The sequence below is a fragment of the Sphingomonas zeae genome (assembly GCF_014197135.1).
Lineage (GTDB): Bacteria > Pseudomonadota > Alphaproteobacteria > Sphingomonadales > Sphingomonadaceae > Sphingomonas > Sphingomonas zeae.
Genome location: NZ_JACIFA010000006.1, coordinates 132767 through 151700, shown reverse-complemented (window position 1 = coordinate 151700; position 18934 = coordinate 132767). Strand labels below are relative to the sequence as shown.

The following is an 18934-nucleotide window of genomic DNA, read 5'->3' as shown; positions in this document are numbered from 1 at the left end:
CGGACCTTGTCGGGCGCTCTCGGCAGGCCGGGGTGGCGATCATCGCCGCCCCGGCTTTCCTCCATAAAATCTGATACGGGATGACCCGGCCATGCAGCGACGCCTCGCTTATGCCTCTCTCCTTCTGCTGACCTCCCAGCTCGTCGCGCCGGCCCTGCTCGCGCAAGCCACGGGCGGGGCGACGCCTGCTCCGGCGCAAACCAGCACCACCGCGACCAGCCCGGACGGGCAGGCGACCCCGCAGAGCCAGACCCCGACCGGGCAGGACGGCCAGTCGGCAGACGAGCCGGTCGAAATCTCCGCGCCCGGTGTCGACGCCACGGCGGGCAACGAGATCGTCGTGGTCGGCCGCAACATCCCCAACACGATCCGCGCCACGCCGCAGATCGTCTCGGTCCTGTCCGCCGCCGACATCGCGCGCACGGGCGAAGGCGATATCGCGGGGGCGCTGACCCGCGTCACCGGCCTGTCGGTCGTTGGCGGCGGCTTCGTCTATGTCCGCGGTCTGGGCGATCGTTATTCCTCGTCGCTGCTCAACGGCTCGCCGCTGCCCAGCCCCGAGCCGCTGCGCCGGTCGGTCCCGCTCGACATCTTCCCGACCACCATCGTCGGCTCGGCGCTGGTGCAAAAGACCTATTCGGTCAATTATCCGGGCGAGTTCGGTGGCGGCGTCATCAACCTGACGACCAAGGCCATTCCGGCGAAGAACTTCATCTCGGGCGGCTTTACGGTCGCGGCCGACGACACGACGACCAGCGAGCTGGGCTATACCTATGCGGGCGGCGATGCCGACTGGCTGGGCTTTGACGACGGTACGCGCGGCGTGCCGCAGTTCGTGCGCGACGTCCAGGCGGGCAAGGGTTCGGGGCTGGTTCCCGCCGCGCAGGTGGGGCAGCTGTCCAACGCCTCGACCACGCTGCTGCAGCGCAACAATCATCTGCCCGCCAATCTGTCGGGCGAGCTGTCCGCCGGTTCGGTGTTCGACATCGGCAGCGACCGTCTGGGCGTGATCTCCTCGCTCAGCCTGTCCAACACCTTCCGCACCCGCTCGGCGATCCAGCAGGACTCGGTGTCGCCCGACGGTACGCTGCGCAACGATTACCGCACGCTGCTGACCGACAACCGCATCGTCGCCAATGCGCTGGTCGGGCTGGGCTATGAGTTCGGCGACAATACGGTGCGCTGGACCAACGTCTATATCCACGACACGCTGAAGCAGGGTCGGGGATCGGCGGCGGAAGTCTATAACAACGCCAGCGGCCTGCGCTTCCAGCAGAATACCAACTGGTTCGAGCGCCAGCTGATCGAGAGCCAGCTGGTCGGCGAGTTCAAGCTGACCGACGCCCTGAAGTTCGATGCGCGCGGCGCCTTTGCCAACTCCAAGCGCAATGCGCCCTATGAGCGCCAGTTCGACTATCTGTGTTCGGCCCGGACCAGCAATGGCCTGCCCATCAGCTATGACGGCGCGAACGGTGCGGGCGGGTTCCAGTGCAACGGTGCCTATCAGGTGACGCAGCGCTTCACGCCCTTCGCTTCGATCATCTTCTCGGAGTTGAACGAGAATCTGTGGACCGGCCAGGCGGACCTTTCCTACAAGATCGACGGCGAGCGCCCGATCACGCTGAGCACCGGCTATTTCTACCAGGGCACCGACCGCTATTCGAGCCGTATCCAGTTCAACTACCAGACCAGCGACGGCGCGGGCACCGCGCCGGGCTTCCCCTACAATCTCTATCGGCCCGATTATCTGCTGAGCCCGGACGTCATCAACAATGCCTGTCCGTTGCGCGGGCAGGGGGCGTGTACGCTCCAGCTGCAATTCTCGACCCAGGCGGGCGCCTATGCCTACGACGCCAAGCTGAACGTCCATGCCGGTTATGTGCAGGCGGAGGCCGAAGTGGCAGCCGGCCTGCGCGCGGTAGCCGGTTTGCGCTACGAAACGGCGATCGAGACGGTGACGCCGGTGCAGAGCGCCACCACGCGGCTGAAGAACAACTACTTCCTCCCCGCAGGTACGCTGACCTGGAACTTCGCCGCCGACATGCAGCTGCGCGCGAGCGGGGCCAAGACCATCTCGCGCCCGCAGTTCCGCGAACTCGCTCCGCAGCAGTTCCGCGATCCAGACTCGGATCGCCTGTTCTTCGGTAATCCCAACCTGCGTGACAGCGAGCTGTGGAATCTGGAGGCGCGCTACGAATGGTTCTATGCGCGCGACCAGCGCTTCACGCTGGCGGGCTTCTACAAGCGGATCAAGAACCCGATCGAGCAGGTCGGCTTTTATACCGGCGCGGATGACCGGTTGCAGACGGGCTTCACCTATCTGCCCTCGGCGACGCTTTATGGTGCCGAAGTCGAGTTGCAGAAATATGTGCCGCTGGCGGGTCTGGGCGGTGATTTCTTCGCCACGCGCCGCCTCGTCGCGATTGCGAACTACACCTACACCAAGTCGCAGATCAACGCGGACGCCAGCTGCGTGCCCAACCCGGCGGCGGCGCAAGGGTCGCCGGGCTTGGCGGGCTGCGCCTCGGGCTTCGGTCCGGCGCGGCTGCTGTTCCGCGACGGCGCGTCGCTGACCGGCCAGTCGGACCATCTGGTCAATCTGCAACTCGGCGTCGAGGACACCGCCGCGCTGTCGCAGATCACCTTGCTGTTCAACTATGCCAGCAATCGCGTGACCAATCGCGGTCCGTCCAACCTGTCGGGCACCGGCTTCCAGCCCGACATCATCGAGGTGCCGGGCATCCGCCTCGACCTGGTGGCACGTCAGGGCTTCGAGCTGGCGGGCGGCAAGTTCGAGCTGAAGGCCGAGGCCCGCAACCTGACGCGCACGCGGTATAACGAACGGCAGGATTTCGGGAACGGCCGGTTCGTCTATCTGAACCGGTATAATCAGGGTCGGGTCTTCTCGTTGGGGATCAGCACGACCTTCTGATTCCAGTGGGGTCAGGAAAGGGCCGCCGTCCGGTGATCCGGTGGCGGCCCTTTTCCTTTTTGGCTTTCGCTCAGCCTGGGCGGAGTGTGGACGGCACGGCGCACGCTTCGCAATGACGCACCGAACTCCATTTCCGTTCAAGCCGAGCGAGGGGCGATCGCCCGCCATCCATGCATCATTGGTCAATCCCGTATCCGGCGGTCCATGTGAAACCGACATGACAAACATGTTTCGGGGGTTTGACGCAGGGCTGTAACATGCCATGCCTAAGGCCCGAAAATGCGGACGGGGTGAGTTTCATGCGGTTGAGGCTCGACGCGCGCGGACGTCGCTGGTTGCGGCGCCTGCCGGTCGTGAATGTCTATTCGGTGGCCGAGCTGGCGCTGATGGCGGTTCTCGCCGTCCAGGGCGCGCGGCTGCTATGGGTGATCGTCACCCCCGTCTCGCCGCTGGGCGAGTGGCGCCCGCTCGCGCCCGCTGTCGCGGGCTCGCCGGCGGCGATCCTGGAGGGGTTCGATCCCTTTTTCCGTTTGCAGGGGCAACAGGCCGCACCCGCCGCCGTGACCACGCTTCAACTGACCCTTTACGGCACGCGGCTCGACGAAGCGTCGGGGCGCGGATCGGCGATCCTGGCCGGGCCGGACGGGGTGCAGCGATCGGTTTCGGTCGGCGAGGAAATCCAGCCGGGCGTCACGCTGAAGGCGGTGGCGTTCGACCACATCACCATCGATCGCGGCGGTGCGACCGAGGATCTCTATCTCGACCAGTCGGATGCCCCGCCCGCCACCGCAGGGGCACCGGCGCCTGGCGCGCCGTCCGTGCAGGTCCCCGGATCGGTGCCGCCGCAAGGCGGTGTCGGCATCGCGCAGTTGCGCAGCGATATCGGCTTCATCCCCCGGCTCGACGGCGGCCGCGTCTCGGGGCTGGTCGTCCGGCCTATGGGCTCGGGCGTGGCGTTCCGCGCGGCGGGCCTGCGTGAGGGCGATGTCGTCACCGCCATCAGCGGACGCCCGGTGACGGGGCCGGGCGACCTTGACCGGCTGACGGCGGATTTCGCACAGGGCGGTTCTCTTTCCATCACGGTCGAGCGGGGCGATCAGACGCTGCCGCTCTCCCTTCAGATTGCGGCACCACGGCCATGAAGAAGCTCGTCCTCGGTTCGGTTCTGGCGCTCGCCCTGGCGGCGGGCGCGCAGGCGCAGACCACGCTCAACGTCCGCGATGCCGATATCCGCGCCTTCATCGCCGATGCGGCGAAAGTGACGGGGCGGACCTTCATCATCGACAGCAGGGTCAACGGCAAGGTGACGGTCGTCACCGACCGGCCGCTGTCCAAGTCGGAATATTTCGAGATTTTCCTGTCGACCCTGCGCTCCAATGGACTGGTCGCGGTGCCGAGTGCGGGCGGGGCGTTCCGCGTGCAGCCGATCGACAATGCGGCGTCGCAGCCCAGCCGGATCGGTCTGGGCGGCGCAAACCGCAATTCCTATGTCACCGAGATCATCCGCCTGCGCGCGATCGACGCGAACAGTGCGCTGGAGACCGTACGCCCGCTGGTCAGCGCACAAGGGTCGGTGACGGCCAACCGCGCGGGCAACAGCCTGGTCGTCGTGGACTTCGCCGACAATATCCGACGGATCCGCGAGGTCGTGCGCCGGATCGACGCCGACAATGCCTCGACCCGCGTCATCGCGCTGAAGAATGCGGGCGCGCGCGAGATCGCGACCGCGCTCCAGACGCTGGCGGGCGGCGGCGGGGCGCAGGGCGGCGCGCCTGCGCAAGGGACGACCGGCGTGTCGGTCGTCGCGATCGACAGCTCCAACTCGATCGCGCTGCGCGGCGATCCATCGAGCGTCGCGCGCTTCGCCCAGATCGCGATCGACTTGGACAACAAGGCCAAGAGCGGTACCGAAATCCGCGTCGTCTTCCTGGAAAACGCCGATGCCGAGCAGTTGCTGCCCGTGCTCCAGCAGCTCGTCGGCCAGACGCCCGACCCGGTCCAGGAAACGACGCTGTCGCGCGGCAGCTTCAGCCAGACCAACAATCAGACGGGATCGGCGGCAGGAACCTCGATCGCGCAGCGTATCCAGCCGGTTGCCCAGCCTCAGGCGGCGAACGCCCCGGGCGCGGGTGGCCAGAACGGCCAGCCGCCGGCCATCAGCACGCAAGGGGGGCGGACGGCGGCGGTCGTCACACGCTTCGTCGGCGCCAACGCCATCGTCATCGCCGGACCGGCCGATATCCAGCGCCAGATCGGCGAGGTGATCCGCCAGCTCGACGTGCGCCGCGAACAGGTGCTGATCGAGGCGATCGTCGCCGAGGTCTCCGATCAGACCGCGCGGCGGCTCGGCGCGCAGTTCCTGCTGGGCAGCCTGTCGGGCGGGGCGTTCGCGGCGTCGACCTATGGCAATACCGCGCCCAACATCCTCCAGATCGCGGGCGCGGTGGGGGCGCAGACGATCGGCGGCACCAAGACGATCGTCACCGCCCCGGACGGGACTCGCACCGAGACCAATGTCCCCAACGCCTCGTTCAACCAGCTGACCCAGTCGGCGGTACAGTCGATCCTGGGCACGACCGGCGGTTTTGCCGGCTGGGGCGGGCAGATCGGCGACACGGTGTTCGGCGCGATCATCAACGCGGTGAAGAGCGACACCACGTCCAACCTGCTTCAGGTCCCGCACATCATCACGCTGGACAACCAGCAGGCGCACAGCTTGGTCGGGCAGGAAATTCCGGTCACGACGGGCCAGGCGCTGTCGAACAATTTCGACAATGCCTTCCGTACCGTGCAGCGCCAGAATGTCGGTATCCAGCTGGACGTGAAGCCACAGGTCAATGCGGGCGGCTCGCTCAAACTCTATGTCCGGCTGGAGGTCAGCTCGATTGCCGGGCCGGTGTCGAGCAACAATAGCGAGTTGATCCTCAACAAACGCGCGTTCGAGAATGTCTTCACGCCGGACGACGGCCAGATCACGGTCATCGGGGGATTGCTCGATGACAATGAGCGGCGGACGATCGAGAAGATCCCGCTGCTGGGCGACATTCCCGGGCTGGGCGCGCTGTTCCGGTCCAAGGCGCGCAGCCGATCCAAGACGAACCTGATGGTCTTCATCCGCCCGACCATCCTGCGCACGCCCGAGGACAGCCGCCGCGTCACCGAACAGCGTTATGGCTATCTCCGCCAGCTTCAGGGCTATGCGCAGCCCGGCGTCGAGCCGTCGATCGACGAGTTGGTGCGCGATTACATGAACGCCGCGCCGCCCATCCCGCACGCGCCGATGCCCGGCAATATCGAGGATCCGCGCATCGCCGTCCCCGTCGCCAAGTCGGTCCAACCGATCAAGCGCCGTGACTGACGACGAGCACCCCATAACCACGGGGGACACCGTCCCCCTGCCGCTGGGCACCCCCCTCCCGCAAGCGGGAGGGGATGGGGGAGGGCACTCCGCTCTCCCGCTCCCCACGCCCGACGAAACGCTGGAACTGGTCGCCCCCCTGACCATTCCCTACGGCTTCGCACGCAAGTTCGGCACGGTCGTCCAGACTGCGGACCCCTTGACTATCGCACTGCGCGAGGGCGCGGACCCGCGCGCGCTGATCGAACTGCGCCGCCATATCGGCCGCCCCTTCGCCGTCACCCGTGTCGAGGCCCCCGCCTTCGATCGGTTGCTGTCCGACGCCTATGCCATGGACGGTCAGGCGACGGCGATCGCGGCAGTGGGCATGGGCGACGAGCTGGACATGCTGGCCGACGGCATCCCGACCGCCGAGGATCTGCTCGACACCGCCGACGATGCGCCCGCCATCCGGCTCATCAACGGCATCATTGCCGACGCCGCGCGCAACGGCGTGTCGGACATTCATATCGAACCGTACGAAACCGGCCTCGTCGTCAGGATGCGTATCGACGGCGTGCTGCGCGAAACGCTCAGGATGCCGCCGCATGTCGCGCCGGTCGTGGTCAGCCGGATCAAGGTCATGGCCCGGCTCGACATCGCCGAGCGGCGCGTGCCGCAGGACGGGCGCATGGCGCTGACGCTGGGTGGCAAGCTGCTCGACGTGCGTGTCTCGACCCTGCCCAGCCGGGCCGGGGAACGGGTGGTGCTGCGTATTCTCGACAAGGAGAATGCCGGCATCGACCTCGACGCGCTGGGCATGAACCCGGCCATGTACGCGCTGCTGCGCGAGGCGCTCAGCGAACCCAACGGCATCATCCTCGTCACCGGGCCGACCGGCTCGGGCAAGACGACCAGCCTCTATGCGGCGCTGCGCCTGCTGAACGATGGCAGCCGCAACATCCTGACCGTCGAGGATCCGGTCGAATATGCGGTCGAGGGCGTGGGTCAGACCCAGGTCAATGCCAAGGTCGGGCTGACCTTTGCAGCGGGCCTGCGCGCGATCCTGCGCCAGGACCCCGATGTGGTGATGGTCGGCGAAATCCGCGACCGCGAAACCGCCGAGATTGCGGTGCAGGCCTCGCTGACAGGGCATTTGGTGCTGTCGACCGTCCACACCAACGATGCGGTCGGTGCGATCACCCGGATGCGCGATATGAAGGTCGAGCCGTTCCTGCTCGCCTCCACCTTGCGCGCCGTCATTGCGCAGCGGCTGGTGCGGCGGCTGTGCCCGGCGTGCAAGCGGCCGGTAAAGGCCAAGCAGACCGTCGCCCCGCTGCTCGGTATCGAGAACAAGGCGACGGTGTACGAGGCGGTCGGATGCCCGCAGTGCAACGGCTCCGGCTATAAGGGCCGGACCGGGGTGTATGAGGCGGTGCGCGTCGACGACACGATCCGGCGGCTGGTCAACGAAGGCGGCGACGAACAGGCGATCGCGGCGCACGCTTTCGCCCGGCAGCAACCGCTCGCGGCGGCGGCGCGGGCACTGGTGCTGGACGGCGTGACCACGGCAGAGGAAGCCATCCGCGTGTCCCGCCGCGACTACGACGCGGGGTGAGGGGGGTGCGCACGCTCCTCATTTCCCCTTCCCTCGCGAAGGCGGGGGGCCAGTGCCTTGGTCGTATCGGGGCCGACGCTGGGGGTGAGCATGTCATCGGTTCACGCGGAGACGCGGAGACGCGGAGAAAGAATGGATTCGCGCGGAGGCGCAGAGAGCGCAGAGGCGTCGTCCTAGCCGCGCCAGCGGCCCGTATTTTTCGGCCGATTGCAAAAGCAATGCGCTGCCGCGCACGAGACACCTCTGCGTCCTCTGCGCCTCTGCGCGAGCATGACTTTCTTCTTCGCGGCTTCGCGGCTTCGCGTGAGAGAGAATGGCGATCCGACACGCCTCGCAGTCACTGGACCCCCGCCTTCGCGGGGGAACAGGCCCATGGGAGCGCCCGCTGACATGGCCGGGTTCGACTATGTCGCCATCGATACCAAGGGCGCCGAAAAGCGCGGCTTCATCCCGGCCGAAACCGCCGATGCCGCGCGCGCGGCGCTGGAGAAGCAGCGGCTCTATGTCGTCTCGGTCAAGCCGGGCAGCGGCGACACGGCCGAACGCCGCCCGCTCTTCGGGCTGAAGCTCGGCCGTGCGCGCATGTCGGTCAAGCAGCTGACGCTGTTCACCCGCCAGCTCGCCACGCTCAACCGCGTCTCGCCGCTGGAGGAGAGCTTGCGCACCATCACCCGCCAGACCGAGCAGGAGCGGGTGCGCGCGATCGTCGCGACGGTGCATCAGGGCGTCACCGAAGGCCGACGCTTGGCGGACGCCATGGCGCGCGAGCCCAAGAGCTTCCCGCCGCTTTACCGCGCGATGGTCGCGGCGGGGGAGAGTTCGGGGACGTTGCCGACGATCCTCGAACGGCTCGCCGCACTGCTGGAGCGACAAGCGGAGATTCGCGGCAAGCTGATCACCGCACTCGCCTATCCCACCATCCTGGCGGTCGTTGCGATGGGCGTCGTCACCGCGCTGATGATGTTCGTCGTGCCGCAGGTGGTCGAGCAGTTCGATACGGTCGGGCAGGAACTGCCCTTCCTGACCCGTATGGTGATCGGGGTGTCCGACCTCCTGGTCGGCTGGTGGTGGCTGATGGCCGGGATCGCCGCCATCGCGGGCGTCGGTTTCTGGCGCGCGTTGAAGGTGCCGGCGATCCGGCTGTCCTTCGACACCTGGCTCCTCAAGCTGCCGCTGCTTGGCCGGTTGTTGCGCGACCTGCATGCCGCGCGGATGGCGCGGACGCTGGGGACGATGGTGGCGAGCCGGTTGCCGCTGCTTGAGGGGCTGACGCTGACGGCGGGAACCATCCACAACCGTCGCCTGCGTGTGGCCTCCGACGCGATCGTGGATGCGATCCGGGGCGGCGGGAGCCTGTCGGCGGCGATGCGGCGCGCCGGAGTCTTCCCGCCCCTGCTCACCTATCTGGCGGCGAGCGGCGAGGCGGCGGGGCGGCTGGACGAGATGCTGGAGCGCGCCGCCGATTATCTCGAGCGCGAGTTCGACCGCTTCACCGCCACCGCGCTGTCGCTGCTGGAGCCCGCGATCATCGTCGTGATGGGCGGCGTGGTCGCGACGATCGTGCTATCCATCCTGCTGCCCATCCTCCAGCTCAACACGCTGGCGGGTCAATAAGTCGAGAGGACAGGTTATGCGTACCCAAACCCCAAGGTCGATCCGTCGCAAACGCGGCGAGGGCGGCTTCACGCTGGTCGAATTGATGGTCGTCATCGTCATCATCGGTCTGCTGGCGACGATCGTCGCGCTGAACGTGCTGCCCTCTGGCGATACTGCGCGGGTGCAGAAGGCCAAGGCCGACATCGCGCAGATCGAAGGCGGGCTGGAGCTGTACAAGCTCCAGAACCTGACCTTCCCGACCACGGCGCAGGGGCTTCCGGCGCTGGTCTCGATGCCCGCCGGACTGGCCGATCCGTCGCGCTATCAAAAGGGTGGGTATCTCAAGAAGCTGCCCGACGATCCCTGGGGCCGCCCCTATCTCTATGCGTCCCCCGGCCAGCATGGCGAGGCGGATGTCTGGACCTATGGCGCCGATGGCAAGGAAGGCGGCGAGGGGATCAACGCGGATATCGGCAACTGGGATAAGTGAGCTCGTATGCCCGCCTGGATGCCGGGAACGGCGGCGGGCGCGGCCTGCCTGGTGAAGTCGAGGCGTGGCCTTCGACTTCGCTCAGGCTGAACGGGGCGGGGGGCCTGATCCCGTCCGTCGTTGGCACGGAGCGAAGTCGAAGTGTACGGGCAAACGGCTTCACCTTGGTCGAACTGATGGTGGTCATCACCGTCATCGGCCTGGCCTCCGCCATCGCCGTCTGGTCGCTGCCCGACCGTCGCGGCCGCGTGACCGATGAGGCTTTGCGGTTCGCCGCGCGGGTCCGCGCCGCGCATGACGTCGCGGTGGTCGAGGCGTCGCCGGTCAGCATCTGGGTCACGCGCGGCGGCTATGGGTTCGACCGGCGTGCAGACGGCGCATGGAGCCCGATGACCGCCAAGCCTCTACGCGTGGCGCAATGGGAGGATGGCACCCAGGCGACGATCCCCGACGCGAGCGGGCGGGTGCGGATCACCTTCGACGTGACCGGCCTGGCCGACCGCCCCGTCGAGCTGCGCCTGACCCGCGACCGCGCAAGCAGCATCGTGCGGATCGGCGCGGACGGCACGGTGCGCGTCGATGGGTGAAGCGTCCCCCATTCCTCCCCTGCAAGGGGAGGTGGCAGAGCGAAGCCCTGACGGAGGAGGCGTGCCTCCTCGGGCTTCCCTTTCGACGCTCCCCCTCCACCATCCTGCGGATGGTCCCCCTCCCCGTGCCGGGGAGGATGGCTTCACCCTGATCGAGATCATGGTGGCACTCGCCGTATTCAGTCTCGCGGCAATGGCGCTCGTCCGGCTGGAGAGTGCCACGATCCGGGGCGCTGCGATCCTGGACGAGACGCTGGTCGCGCAGATGGTCGCGCGCAACGTCGCCATTGCCGCCGTCACCGATCCGCAGGCCCCGGCGCTCGGCCGCACGACGGGCACGGAGGTGAATGGCGGGCGCAGCTGGACCTGGACCCGGATCGTCAGTGGTACGGGCGATGCGCGGGTGGTGCGGATCGACGTGGCAGTGGCGAATGCGGGGGGCAGCATCGCCGGGCGGATGACGATGGTGCGCCCGCCCATGGCCGCGCCGCCGGTCGGGGTCGCGGCGTCGTGAAAAACCTGGGTACTCCCTTGTTCCCCCGTGCAGGCGGGGGGGCGGTCCATTGTAGGGCGGGTCGCGCGAGTAAATGCGATCCGTCATCGCCGACCGGACAAGAACTGGACCCCCGCCTGCGCGGGGGAACAAAGAGGGGAATGGGGCAGGGCGGCTTCACCCTGGTCGAAGTCATGGTGGCGCTGCTCATCTTTGCGATGCTCGCCGCTGCGGCTGTCGCGATCCTTTCGTTGAGTGTCCGCGCGCAAGCCGTAACGGGGCAGAAGCTCGATGCGATCTCGGCCGTCAGCCGGACGACCGCGATCCTGTCGGCCGATCTCGCGCAGGCGGTCGACCGGCCGACGCGCGACGAGGGTGGCGTGCTGACGCCCGCCATGGTCGCGGGGCCGGATGCGATGCGATTGGTGCGCGGTGGCTGGAGCAATCTCGACAATGCCGCGCGGCCTTCGGTGCAAAAGGTCGCCTATCGCCTGAACGGTGACGTGCTGGAGCGGGTCGCCTGGCCGCTGCTCGACGGGGCCGCCGCCATGGAGCCTGCTGCGCTGATGGACCATGTGCGTGAACTGCACCTGCGCTATCGCTTCAACGGGGCGTGGCTCGACCAGTGGCAGGGGCAGCCGGGCGTCGCCTTGCCGCAGGCCGCCGAGGTGACGATCGTGCGTGATGACGGCATGATCTTTCGCCAGTTGTTTCTGGTCGGCACCGGCTATGTCGACACGACCGTCATGCCCCAACCCGGCCCCACGCCCAGCCCGACACCGACGCCCAATGGCTAGACCCAGGCCGCCAGCGGGGGAGCGCGGTGCGGCGCTGTTGACCGTGCTGATCCTGGTCGCCGTCATCGCCGTGCTGGCCGCGACCGCGCTGGAAAAGCTGCGCCTGTCGACCCGGCTGGGCGGCAATGCCGTGGCGATCGAGCAGGCGCGCGGCTTTGCCTATGCGGCCGAGGCTTTGGCGATCATCCGCATTGGCGATCTGCTGGAGCGTTCCCAGGGTAAGGTGTCGCTGCTGGGCGGGTGGAGCGACCGGCCCTTCGCCCTGCCGCTGGGCGATGTCGCGGGCGGGGGCAGCGCGGTCGCGCGGGTGACGGACGGGGGCAATTGCTTCAATCTCAATGGGCTTGCGCAAGGCTTGCCCGGTCAGCAGGGGGTGCTGATCGGCAACGCGGTCGAGGCCGCGCATTTCGCCAAGCTGATGCGGTTGCTGGGCATCCCCGGTCAGGTCGCGCAGCAGGTCGCGACCGCCGCCTCCGACTGGATCGACAGCGATCAGAACCCGCAGGGCGGCGGGGCGGAGGACCCCGTCTATCTGGCCCGTGATCCCCCCTATCGCACCGGCGGCGCGTTGATGGCCGATGTCAGCGAATTGCGCATGGTCAGCGGAGTCACACCCGAGATCTTTGCGCAACTGCGCCCCTGGCTCTGCACCCTGCCCGAGGCGAAGCCGACCATCGTCAACATCAACACGCTGGAACCCGAACAGGCGCCCCTGGTCGCCATGGCGCAGATCGACACGATTTCGCCTGCCGCCATCGGGCAAGCCCTTTTGCGCCGCCCGCCGCAAGGCTATGCGGACGCCAGCGCCTTTTGGGCGCAGATACCGGGGGCGAGCGGTGGCGGCGGCGTGGCGACGACGACTCGCTGGTTCAACTTGCGCATCGATGTCGGCTTGGGCAGCGTCCGGATTCAGGAACGTGCGCTGGTGGATGCCACGCGACAGCCGCCGCGACTGGTGGCGCGGGTTTGGGGGGAAGAGTGATGAGTGCGACCAACCTCCTGTTCCTGCCGCCGGGCGACGGGGGCGATTATCGCTGGATGCGGATCGAGGATAGCCGCGTCGCGGCGGCGGGTGAGGGCCTGCCGCATGGGGATGGCGAGGTCATCGCGATCGCCCCGGCCGATGCGGTGTCGCTGCACTGGGCCGAGATACCCGCCCGGTCCACCGCCCAGGCGGCCGCCGCCGCGCGCCTGCTCGCCGCCGAGGTCAGCGCCGCGCCGATGGACGAACTGCATGTCGCGGTCGGCGAAGATGAGGCCGGGAGCCGTGCCATCGGCATCGTCAATCGCGGCGCGATGGCGGGGTGGCTCACCCGGCTGGGCGCGGCGGGGGTAGACCCTGTCGCGGTCGTGCCTGCGCCGCTCCTTCTGCCGCGTCCCGATACGGGCTATGTTCGGGGTGATCTGGCGGGGCAGGGCGTGGTGCGCGGACGCGCGTCGGGCTTTGCCGACGAGCCGGGCTTTACCGAGATCGTTGCGGGCGACGAGCCGCTCGCCGAGTTGGACGCCGACGGCATCGAGGCGGTGTTGGGCGCCGCCGTCGCCGCCCCCGCCCTCGACCTGCGGCAGGGGCCGTTCGCGCGGCGGCGGGGCTTTGCGATCGACTGGCGGCTGGTGCGACGGCTGAGCTGGCTGGGTCTTGCCATCGTCGTCGCCACGCTGGCGATCGAGTTCGTGCGATGGACCAAATACAGCTTCGCCGCCGACGCGACCGAAGCGAAGATCGAACAGGTCGCCCGGACCGCCCTGCCGCGCGGCGAGACGTTGGTCGATGCGGATCGGCAACTGACCGAGCGGCTGTCGGCGCTCCGCGGCCCGGGTCAGGGGTTCAGCCGGACGGCGGCGGCGGTCTTTGCGGCGGTGCGCGCCGTGCCGGGTACCGAGCTGACCGCAATGGATTTCCAGCCGAACGGCGACATCCGGCTGGGCGTGGCGGTCGACCGCGAGGCGCTGGCCACCGATCTGAAGCGTGCGATCGAGACGGAGGGCTTTGCCGTCCAGCCCAGTACCTTCGTCGCGGCGAACGGACGGATTACGGGAGAATTCACGGTGCGCGCACGATGAAGGCGCTCAAACTCTGGTTCGATGGGCGCTCGGCCCGCGAAAAGCGGCTCCTGCTCGTCATGGGGGCGCTGCTGGTCGTGACGATCCTGTGGGGCGGTATCCTGCGCCCGCTGGGTGACGGCCTGTCGAGCGCGCGCGAGCGGCACGCCGATGCGGTGATCCGGCTGGGCCAGGCGCAAGCCATCGCCGCCGAGCTGAACCAGCGTCGCCGTCGTCCGCCCGCCCTTTCGGGGACGCTGGCCGATACGGTGCGGCTGTCGGCGGAGCAGGCGGGCTTTACCCTGTCCGCGCTGACCGAGGACGGCCCCGGCCGGGTGCGCGCGCAGATCGCCTCGGCCCGCCCCGCCGCGCTGACGCCGTGGCTGGCGCGGCTGGAGCGGGGCGGGGTGCTGGTCGAACAGGCGACGCTGACCGACAATGGCGACCGGACGGTGGGCGTGGCGCTCCTCATGCGGACGCGGGTATCGTGATGCGGTTGCGGTTGACCACGCGGCCATCGGTGCTGTTCCTCGCGATGCTGGTCGTCGCGCTGATCGTCTTCCTGCCGATGCGGTTGGTGCTGGGCATGACCGGGCTGGCCGACGAGGGATTGAGCGCCCGGCGGGTCGGCGGCACCATCTGGGGTGGCAGCATGATCGAGGCGCGGTTCGGAGACGTCGCGCTCGGCGATCTGCGCGTTTCGCTGTCGCCACTCGCCTTGCTCGTCGGGCGGGCGCGGCTGGCATTCGAGGGAGCGGGTGCCGATGGCCGGCCGATTGTGGGGGCGGCGTCGGTCAGCCGCCATGCAATAGGGATGGAAAGCGTCACCGCCAGCCTGCCCGCCGCCACACTCTTCGCGCCGCTTCCCGTCACCACCTTGGCGCTGGAGGACGTGACCGTTCGTTTTCGTGACGGCGTGTGCGAGGAAGCAGGGGGCCGTGTCCGTGCGACCGTGGTGGGCGAGGCGGGGGGGCTGCCACTGCCCCCCAGCATGATGGGCACCGCGCGGTGCGAGGCGGGCGCGCTCCTGCTGCCGATGACGGGGCAGGGGGGCACGGAGGCGGTCAATCTGCGCATCCGACCGGATGGCCGATACACCGCCGACCTGGTCCTGAGCCCAAGCGATCCGGCGGCGGCGGCGAAGCTGGAGCAGCTGGGCTTTGTGGCGGCGACGGGCGGCGGATACCGACTTTCGGCGGAAGGGCGCTTTTGACCGCTTGACGAGTGCGGGTGATCCCGTTTAGGGGCGCAAGCCTTCGCGGCGACCGTAGTTCAATTGGTTAGAGCGCCGGCTTGTGATGCCGGAAGTTGCGGGTTCAAGTCCCGTCGGTCGCCCCATTATTTCCGGCCATTTCCTGGCCACGGCACCGGCCCTTTTCACGCCCGTGTCCTCCCGCTATCCATCATCGATGGGGTGGCCGGGTCGGCAGACTCGGTCCGGTTCCGCATCTGTCGGACCGAAGGACGAGCATGACGAACTGGGGCTTTCCCGATTTCGACGCGCATGAAGGCGTGCATCTGTTCACCGATCCCGCTTCGGGTCTGCAGGCGGTCATCGCCGTGCACTCGACGCATCTCGGCCCGGCGGCGGGTGGCGCGCGCTTCTGGAACTACGGCACGCCCGCGCTGGCGATCACCGACGCGCTGCGCCTGTCGCGCGGCATGAGCTACAAGAACGCGATGGCGGGTCTGGCGCTCGGCGGCGGCAAGGGCGTGGTGCTCGCGGCGAAGCCGGGTGACGTCATCACCACCGCGCAGTTGGAGGCGTTCGGCCGCGCGGTCGAGTCGCTCGGCGGCCGGTACGTGACGGCCGAGGATGTCGGCATGTCCGAGGAGCGGATGAAGGTCATTGCGACCCAGACCCGCTATGTCTCCGGCCTGCCGGTGGCGAGCGGTGCGGCCGGCGGCGACCCCGGCCCCTACACCGCGCACGGTGTCTATCTGGGCGTCAAGGCGGCCGCCAAGCGCGGCTTGGGTGCGACCGATATGAAGGGCGTGCGCGTCGCGATCCAGGGCGTCGGCTCGGTCGGCGGCGGGCTGGCCAAGCTGCTCGCCAAGGATGGCGCGGTACTGACCATCGCCGATGTGAACCAGGCGCGGGCGGAAGCGATGGCGGCGGAACTGGGCGCGAGCGTCGCCTCGGCCGACGAGATCCTGTTCTCCGATGTCGATCTGGTCAGCCCCAATGCGCTGGGCGCGGTGCTGAACGCCGATTCGATCCAGCGGCTGAAGGCCAAGGTCGTCGCGGGCGGCGCCAATAATCAGCTCGCCACCCGCGAGGACGGCGCGCGTGTGGCGGAAGCGGGCATCCTCTATGCGCCCGATTACGTCATCAATGCGGGCGGCATCATCAATGTCGGCCTGGAATATCTGGGTCAGGGCGACGAAGCCGAGGTCATGGCGCGCATCGCCAAGATCCCCGAGCGTTTGGAGCAGGTGTGGCAGCGCTCGGCCGAAACCGGCCATCCCGCGTCGGACGTGGCGGACGAGATCGCGCAGGGGCTGATCGGGCGCTGACTCAACGCTGCTGAGTCCCACGCCCCTCCCGTAGACGGGAGGGGATGGGCAAGGCCACGGGCGACAGGCTCGGTGAGACACCATGCCCTCCCCAAACCCAGTTTCAGGTAAACGATGCCCCGCATCGTTTAGGTCATGCCGGGGGCATGACCGACCTGAAACCCGCCTGCGGGAGGGGCTTAAGAAGTAAGAAGTGGGAGAGCATCGCCCCCTCACTCACACCCATCGAAAATCCCATGCGCATTCGCGGTTGACGAACCGGCCCCCCGCGCCCATTTGCCAATCGGATCAAATTCGTCCGATTGGAGATCATGCGCCTTTCCAGCCTAGCCGATTATGCGGTCGTGATGATGACCGCCGCCGCGCGCGAAGGTGCGGGCGGGCGGAGTAATGCGACCTTGCTGGCCGGGCAGACAGGCGTGCCTTTGCCGACCGCGCAGAAGCTGGTCAGTCGTCTGGCGGGCGCTGGCCTGATCGAGAGCACACGCGGGACCGGCGGCGGCATCCGCCTCGCCCGTGACGCTGACACGATCAGCCTGGCCGATATCGTCGAGGCGGTGGACGGCCCGATCGCGTTGACCGCCTGTGTCGATGGCGCTGCGCATGAATGCGGCCTGGAAATGCAATGTCGCGTCCGACCGCATTGGCATGTCGTCAATCAGGCGGTACGCGCCGCCTTTTCCGGGGTGACGCTCGCGACGCTCGCCGCCGATCCTGTTAAATCGCAAGTGATGGGCGCGTCCTCGCGTCCGGGGGTATTCGCCTGATGGCCACGAAGAATGCAGAGGCGCTCGCCGCCGCCAACAAGAAGTATGAGTGGGGCTTCGCCACCGACATCGAGCAGGACTTCGCGCCCAAGGGGCTGAGCGAAGATACGGTCCGCTATATCTCGGCCAAGAAGGGCGAGCCCGAATGGATGCTCGACTGGCGGCTCAAGGCATTCCGCCTGTGGCAGACGCTGGAGACGCCCGACTGGGCCAAGCTGAATATCCCGCCGATCGACTATCAGGACGCGTATTACTACGCGGAGCCCAAGCAGAAGAAGACGATCGCGTCGCTGGACGAGCTCGATCCCGAAATCCGTCGGACCTATGAAAAGCTGGGCATCCCGATCGCCGAGCAGGAAGTGCTGGCGGGCGTCGAGGGCGCGCGCAAGGTCGCGGTCGACGCGGTGTTCGACAGCGTCTCGGTCGCGACCACCTTCCGCAAGGAGCTGGAAGCGGCGGGGGTGATCTTCCGTTCGATCTCCGAGGCGATCAAGGAATATCCCGATCTGGTCCGCAAGTGGCTGGGCAAGGTCGTGCCGCAGCGTGACAATTACTTCGCGACGCTCAACTCGGCGGTCTTCTCGGATGGCACCTTCGTCTACATTCCCGAGGGCGTTCGCTGCCCGATGGAGCTGTCGACCTATTTCCGCATCAACGCGGAGAATACGGGCCAGTTCGAGCGTACGCTGATCGTCGCGGACAAGGGGGCCTATGTCTCCTATCTCGAAGGCTGCACCGCGCCGATGCGCGACGAGAACCAGTTGCACGCCGCGGTGGTCGAGCTGGTCGCGCTGGACGATGCCGAGATCAAATATTCGACCGTCCAGAACTGGTATCCGGGCGACGAGAATGGCGTCGGCGGCATCTACAACTTCGTCACCAAGCGCGCGCTGTGCCAGGGCAAGAACAGCAAGGTGTCGTGGACCCAGGTCGAAACCGGCTCGGCGGTGACGTGGAAATACCCAAGCTGCGTGCTGGCGGGCGATGGCTCGGTGGGCGAGTTCTACTCGGTCGCGGTCACCAACAACCGCCAGCAGGCCGATACCGGCACCAAGATGATCCATCTCGGCAAGAATACCCGCTCGACCATCGTGTCGAAGGGGATTTCGGCCGGGCGCTCGGACAACACCTATCGCGGACTGGTCCGTGTGGCCGCGACCGCCGAGAATGTCCGCAACTTCACCCAATGCGACAGCCTGCTCCTGGGCGACCAGTGCGGCGCGCACACCGTGCCCTATATCGAGGTGAAAAACCCAAGCGCGCAGATCGAGCATGAGGCGACGACCAGCAAGATCAGCGAGGACCAGCTCTTCTACGCGATGAGCCGCGGGCTGGACCAGGAAGCGGCGGTCGCGCTGATCGTCAACGGTTTTGCGCGTGAAGTCTTGCAGCAGTTGCCGATGGAATTCGCGGTCGAGGCGCAGAAGCTGTTGGGGATTTCGCTGGAAGGAAGCGTTGGGTGACGTACATCCTGCTTTTGCCGCTGTTTGTTCCTGCGGTGGTAATTGCGCTGATTTTAGCAGTTTTTCTGGATATTACAATAAGACTGCCGCGTGTAGTAGTTTTAATGATCGCCGTATTTATTGCGCCCGTCGGGTCAATTTTGTTCTTCTATATTGGCGCGGGTGGGTTGGGGTTGATGGCTGTGCTCTTGACTCCATTGTTTTTGCTCTTCGGGGTCGTAGGTGCCCTGATAGGTTTGAAGGTTGTCGACGTAGTTCGCGATTTGCGCGGTCATGATCAAATTTAGATGTTGG

General features: G+C 67.4%; 17 protein-coding genes and 1 tRNA gene. All 18 read left to right on the top strand.

Annotated elements, in window-relative coordinates; translation table 11 throughout:
* Positions 1-91: 91 nt before the first annotated feature.
* Entirely contained in the window at positions 92-2932 is a 2841-nt protein-coding gene (locus GGR45_RS10695; protein ID WP_175312538.1) for a TonB-dependent receptor domain-containing protein, read from the top strand.
* A gap of 299 nt (positions 2933-3231) precedes the next feature.
* Positions 3232-4074, top strand: coding sequence for a type II secretion system protein N (locus GGR45_RS10690; RefSeq protein WP_175312539.1), 843 nt, complete (start codon positions 3232-3234; stop codon positions 4072-4074).
* Positions 4071-6290 carry a type II secretion system secretin GspD gene (gspD, locus tag GGR45_RS10685; protein ID WP_175312540.1) on the top strand — a complete coding sequence of 740 codons (2220 nt, stop codon included), beginning with the start codon at positions 4071-4073 and terminating at the stop codon, positions 6288-6290. Before GGR45_RS10690 ends, gspD begins: the two co-directional genes overlap by 4 nt.
* Positions 6291-6411: 121 nt before the next feature.
* Positions 6412-7887, top strand: coding sequence for a type II secretion system ATPase GspE (gene gspE / locus GGR45_RS10680; protein ID WP_415640677.1), 1476 nt, complete (start codon positions 6412-6414; stop codon positions 7885-7887).
* Between the two features lie 390 nt (positions 7888-8277).
* The gene (gspF, locus tag GGR45_RS10675) at positions 8278-9501 is read left to right on the top strand and encodes a type II secretion system inner membrane protein GspF (protein ID WP_175312611.1); all 1224 of its coding nucleotides are present in this window, start codon (positions 8278-8280) and stop codon (positions 9499-9501) included.
* A gap of 16 nt (positions 9502-9517) precedes the next feature.
* Positions 9518-9973: a type II secretion system major pseudopilin GspG gene (gspG, locus tag GGR45_RS10670; protein WP_175312541.1), complete on the top strand. Its 456-nt coding sequence runs from the start codon at positions 9518-9520 to the stop codon at positions 9971-9973.
* An 86-nt stretch (positions 9974-10059) separates the two neighbouring features.
* The gene (locus GGR45_RS10665; protein ID WP_425505875.1) at positions 10060-10560 is read left to right on the top strand and encodes a GspH/FimT family pseudopilin; all 501 of its coding nucleotides are present in this window, start codon (positions 10060-10062) and stop codon (positions 10558-10560) included.
* A gap of 61 nt (positions 10561-10621) precedes the next feature.
* Positions 10622-11074 (top strand): type II secretion system minor pseudopilin GspI, encoded by a 453-nt coding sequence (gene gspI, locus GGR45_RS10660; RefSeq protein ID WP_285138883.1) that lies wholly within the window; start codon positions 10622-10624, stop codon positions 11072-11074.
* Positions 11075-11214: 140 nt separating this feature from the next.
* Positions 11215-11850 (top strand): type II secretion system minor pseudopilin GspJ, encoded by a 636-nt coding sequence (gspJ, locus tag GGR45_RS10655; protein ID WP_175312543.1) that lies wholly within the window; start codon positions 11215-11217, stop codon positions 11848-11850.
* Entirely contained in the window at positions 11843-12832 is a 990-nt protein-coding gene (gene gspK / locus GGR45_RS10650; protein WP_175312544.1) for a type II secretion system minor pseudopilin GspK, read from the top strand. Before gspJ ends, gspK begins: the two co-directional genes overlap by 8 nt.
* Positions 12832-13914, top strand: coding sequence for a type II secretion system protein GspL (gene gspL / locus GGR45_RS10645; RefSeq protein ID WP_175312545.1), 1083 nt, complete (start codon positions 12832-12834; stop codon positions 13912-13914). The genes gspK and gspL overlap by 1 nt, the downstream gene beginning before the upstream one ends.
* Positions 13911-14384 carry a type II secretion system protein GspM gene (gene gspM, locus GGR45_RS10640; protein WP_175312546.1) on the top strand — a complete coding sequence of 158 codons (474 nt, stop codon included), beginning with the start codon at positions 13911-13913 and terminating at the stop codon, positions 14382-14384. Before gspL ends, gspM begins: the two co-directional genes overlap by 4 nt.
* Positions 14384-15106, top strand: a complete 723-nt coding sequence (locus GGR45_RS10635; protein WP_175312547.1) for a type II secretion system protein N — start codon at positions 14384-14386, stop codon at positions 15104-15106. The genes gspM and GGR45_RS10635 overlap by 1 nt, the downstream gene beginning before the upstream one ends.
* Before the next feature lie 48 nt (positions 15107-15154).
* Positions 15155-15231, top strand: a tRNA-His gene (locus tag GGR45_RS10630).
* 132 nt (positions 15232-15363) lie between these two features.
* Positions 15364-16410 (top strand): Glu/Leu/Phe/Val dehydrogenase family protein, encoded by a 1047-nt coding sequence (locus tag GGR45_RS10625; RefSeq protein ID WP_175312548.1) that lies wholly within the window; start codon positions 15364-15366, stop codon positions 16408-16410.
* A 311-nt stretch (positions 16411-16721) separates the two neighbouring features.
* Positions 16722-17177, top strand: coding sequence for an SUF system Fe-S cluster assembly regulator (locus GGR45_RS10620; RefSeq protein ID WP_175312549.1), 456 nt, complete (start codon positions 16722-16724; stop codon positions 17175-17177).
* Positions 17177-18640 (top strand): Fe-S cluster assembly protein SufB, encoded by a 1464-nt coding sequence (gene sufB, locus GGR45_RS10615; RefSeq protein WP_175312550.1) that lies wholly within the window; start codon positions 17177-17179, stop codon positions 18638-18640. Before GGR45_RS10620 ends, sufB begins: the two co-directional genes overlap by 1 nt.
* The gene (locus GGR45_RS10610; RefSeq protein WP_175312551.1) at positions 18637-18927 is read left to right on the top strand and encodes a hypothetical protein; all 291 of its coding nucleotides are present in this window, start codon (positions 18637-18639) and stop codon (positions 18925-18927) included. The genes sufB and GGR45_RS10610 overlap by 4 nt, the downstream gene beginning before the upstream one ends.
* Positions 18928-18934 lie beyond the last annotated feature (7 nt).

Coding starts and splice junctions, on each gene's coding strand:
- gspL (WP_175312545.1), top strand. CDS start 12,832: ATGAGTGCGACCAACCTCCTGTTCCTGCCGCCGGGCGACGGGGGCGAT.
- gspF (WP_175312611.1), top strand. CDS start 8,278: ATGGCCGGGTTCGACTATGTCGCCATCGATACCAAGGGCGCCGAAAAG.
- GGR45_RS10690 (WP_175312539.1), top strand. CDS start 3,232: ATGCGGTTGAGGCTCGACGCGCGCGGACGTCGCTGGTTGCGGCGCCTG.
- GGR45_RS10695 (WP_175312538.1), top strand. CDS start 92: ATGCAGCGACGCCTCGCTTATGCCTCTCTCCTTCTGCTGACCTCCCAG.
- gspM (WP_175312546.1), top strand. CDS start 13,911: ATGAAGGCGCTCAAACTCTGGTTCGATGGGCGCTCGGCCCGCGAAAAG.
- sufB (WP_175312550.1), top strand. CDS start 17,177: ATGGCCACGAAGAATGCAGAGGCGCTCGCCGCCGCCAACAAGAAGTAT.
- gspJ (WP_175312543.1), top strand. CDS start 11,215: ATGGGGCAGGGCGGCTTCACCCTGGTCGAAGTCATGGTGGCGCTGCTC.
- gspD (WP_175312540.1), top strand. CDS start 4,071: ATGAAGAAGCTCGTCCTCGGTTCGGTTCTGGCGCTCGCCCTGGCGGCG.
- gspG (WP_175312541.1), top strand. CDS start 9,518: ATGCGTACCCAAACCCCAAGGTCGATCCGTCGCAAACGCGGCGAGGGC.
- gspK (WP_175312544.1), top strand. CDS start 11,843: ATGGCTAGACCCAGGCCGCCAGCGGGGGAGCGCGGTGCGGCGCTGTTG.
- GGR45_RS10620 (WP_175312549.1), top strand. CDS start 16,722: ATGCGCCTTTCCAGCCTAGCCGATTATGCGGTCGTGATGATGACCGCC.
- GGR45_RS10635 (WP_175312547.1), top strand. CDS start 14,384: ATGCGGTTGCGGTTGACCACGCGGCCATCGGTGCTGTTCCTCGCGATG.
- GGR45_RS10625 (WP_175312548.1), top strand. CDS start 15,364: ATGACGAACTGGGGCTTTCCCGATTTCGACGCGCATGAAGGCGTGCAT.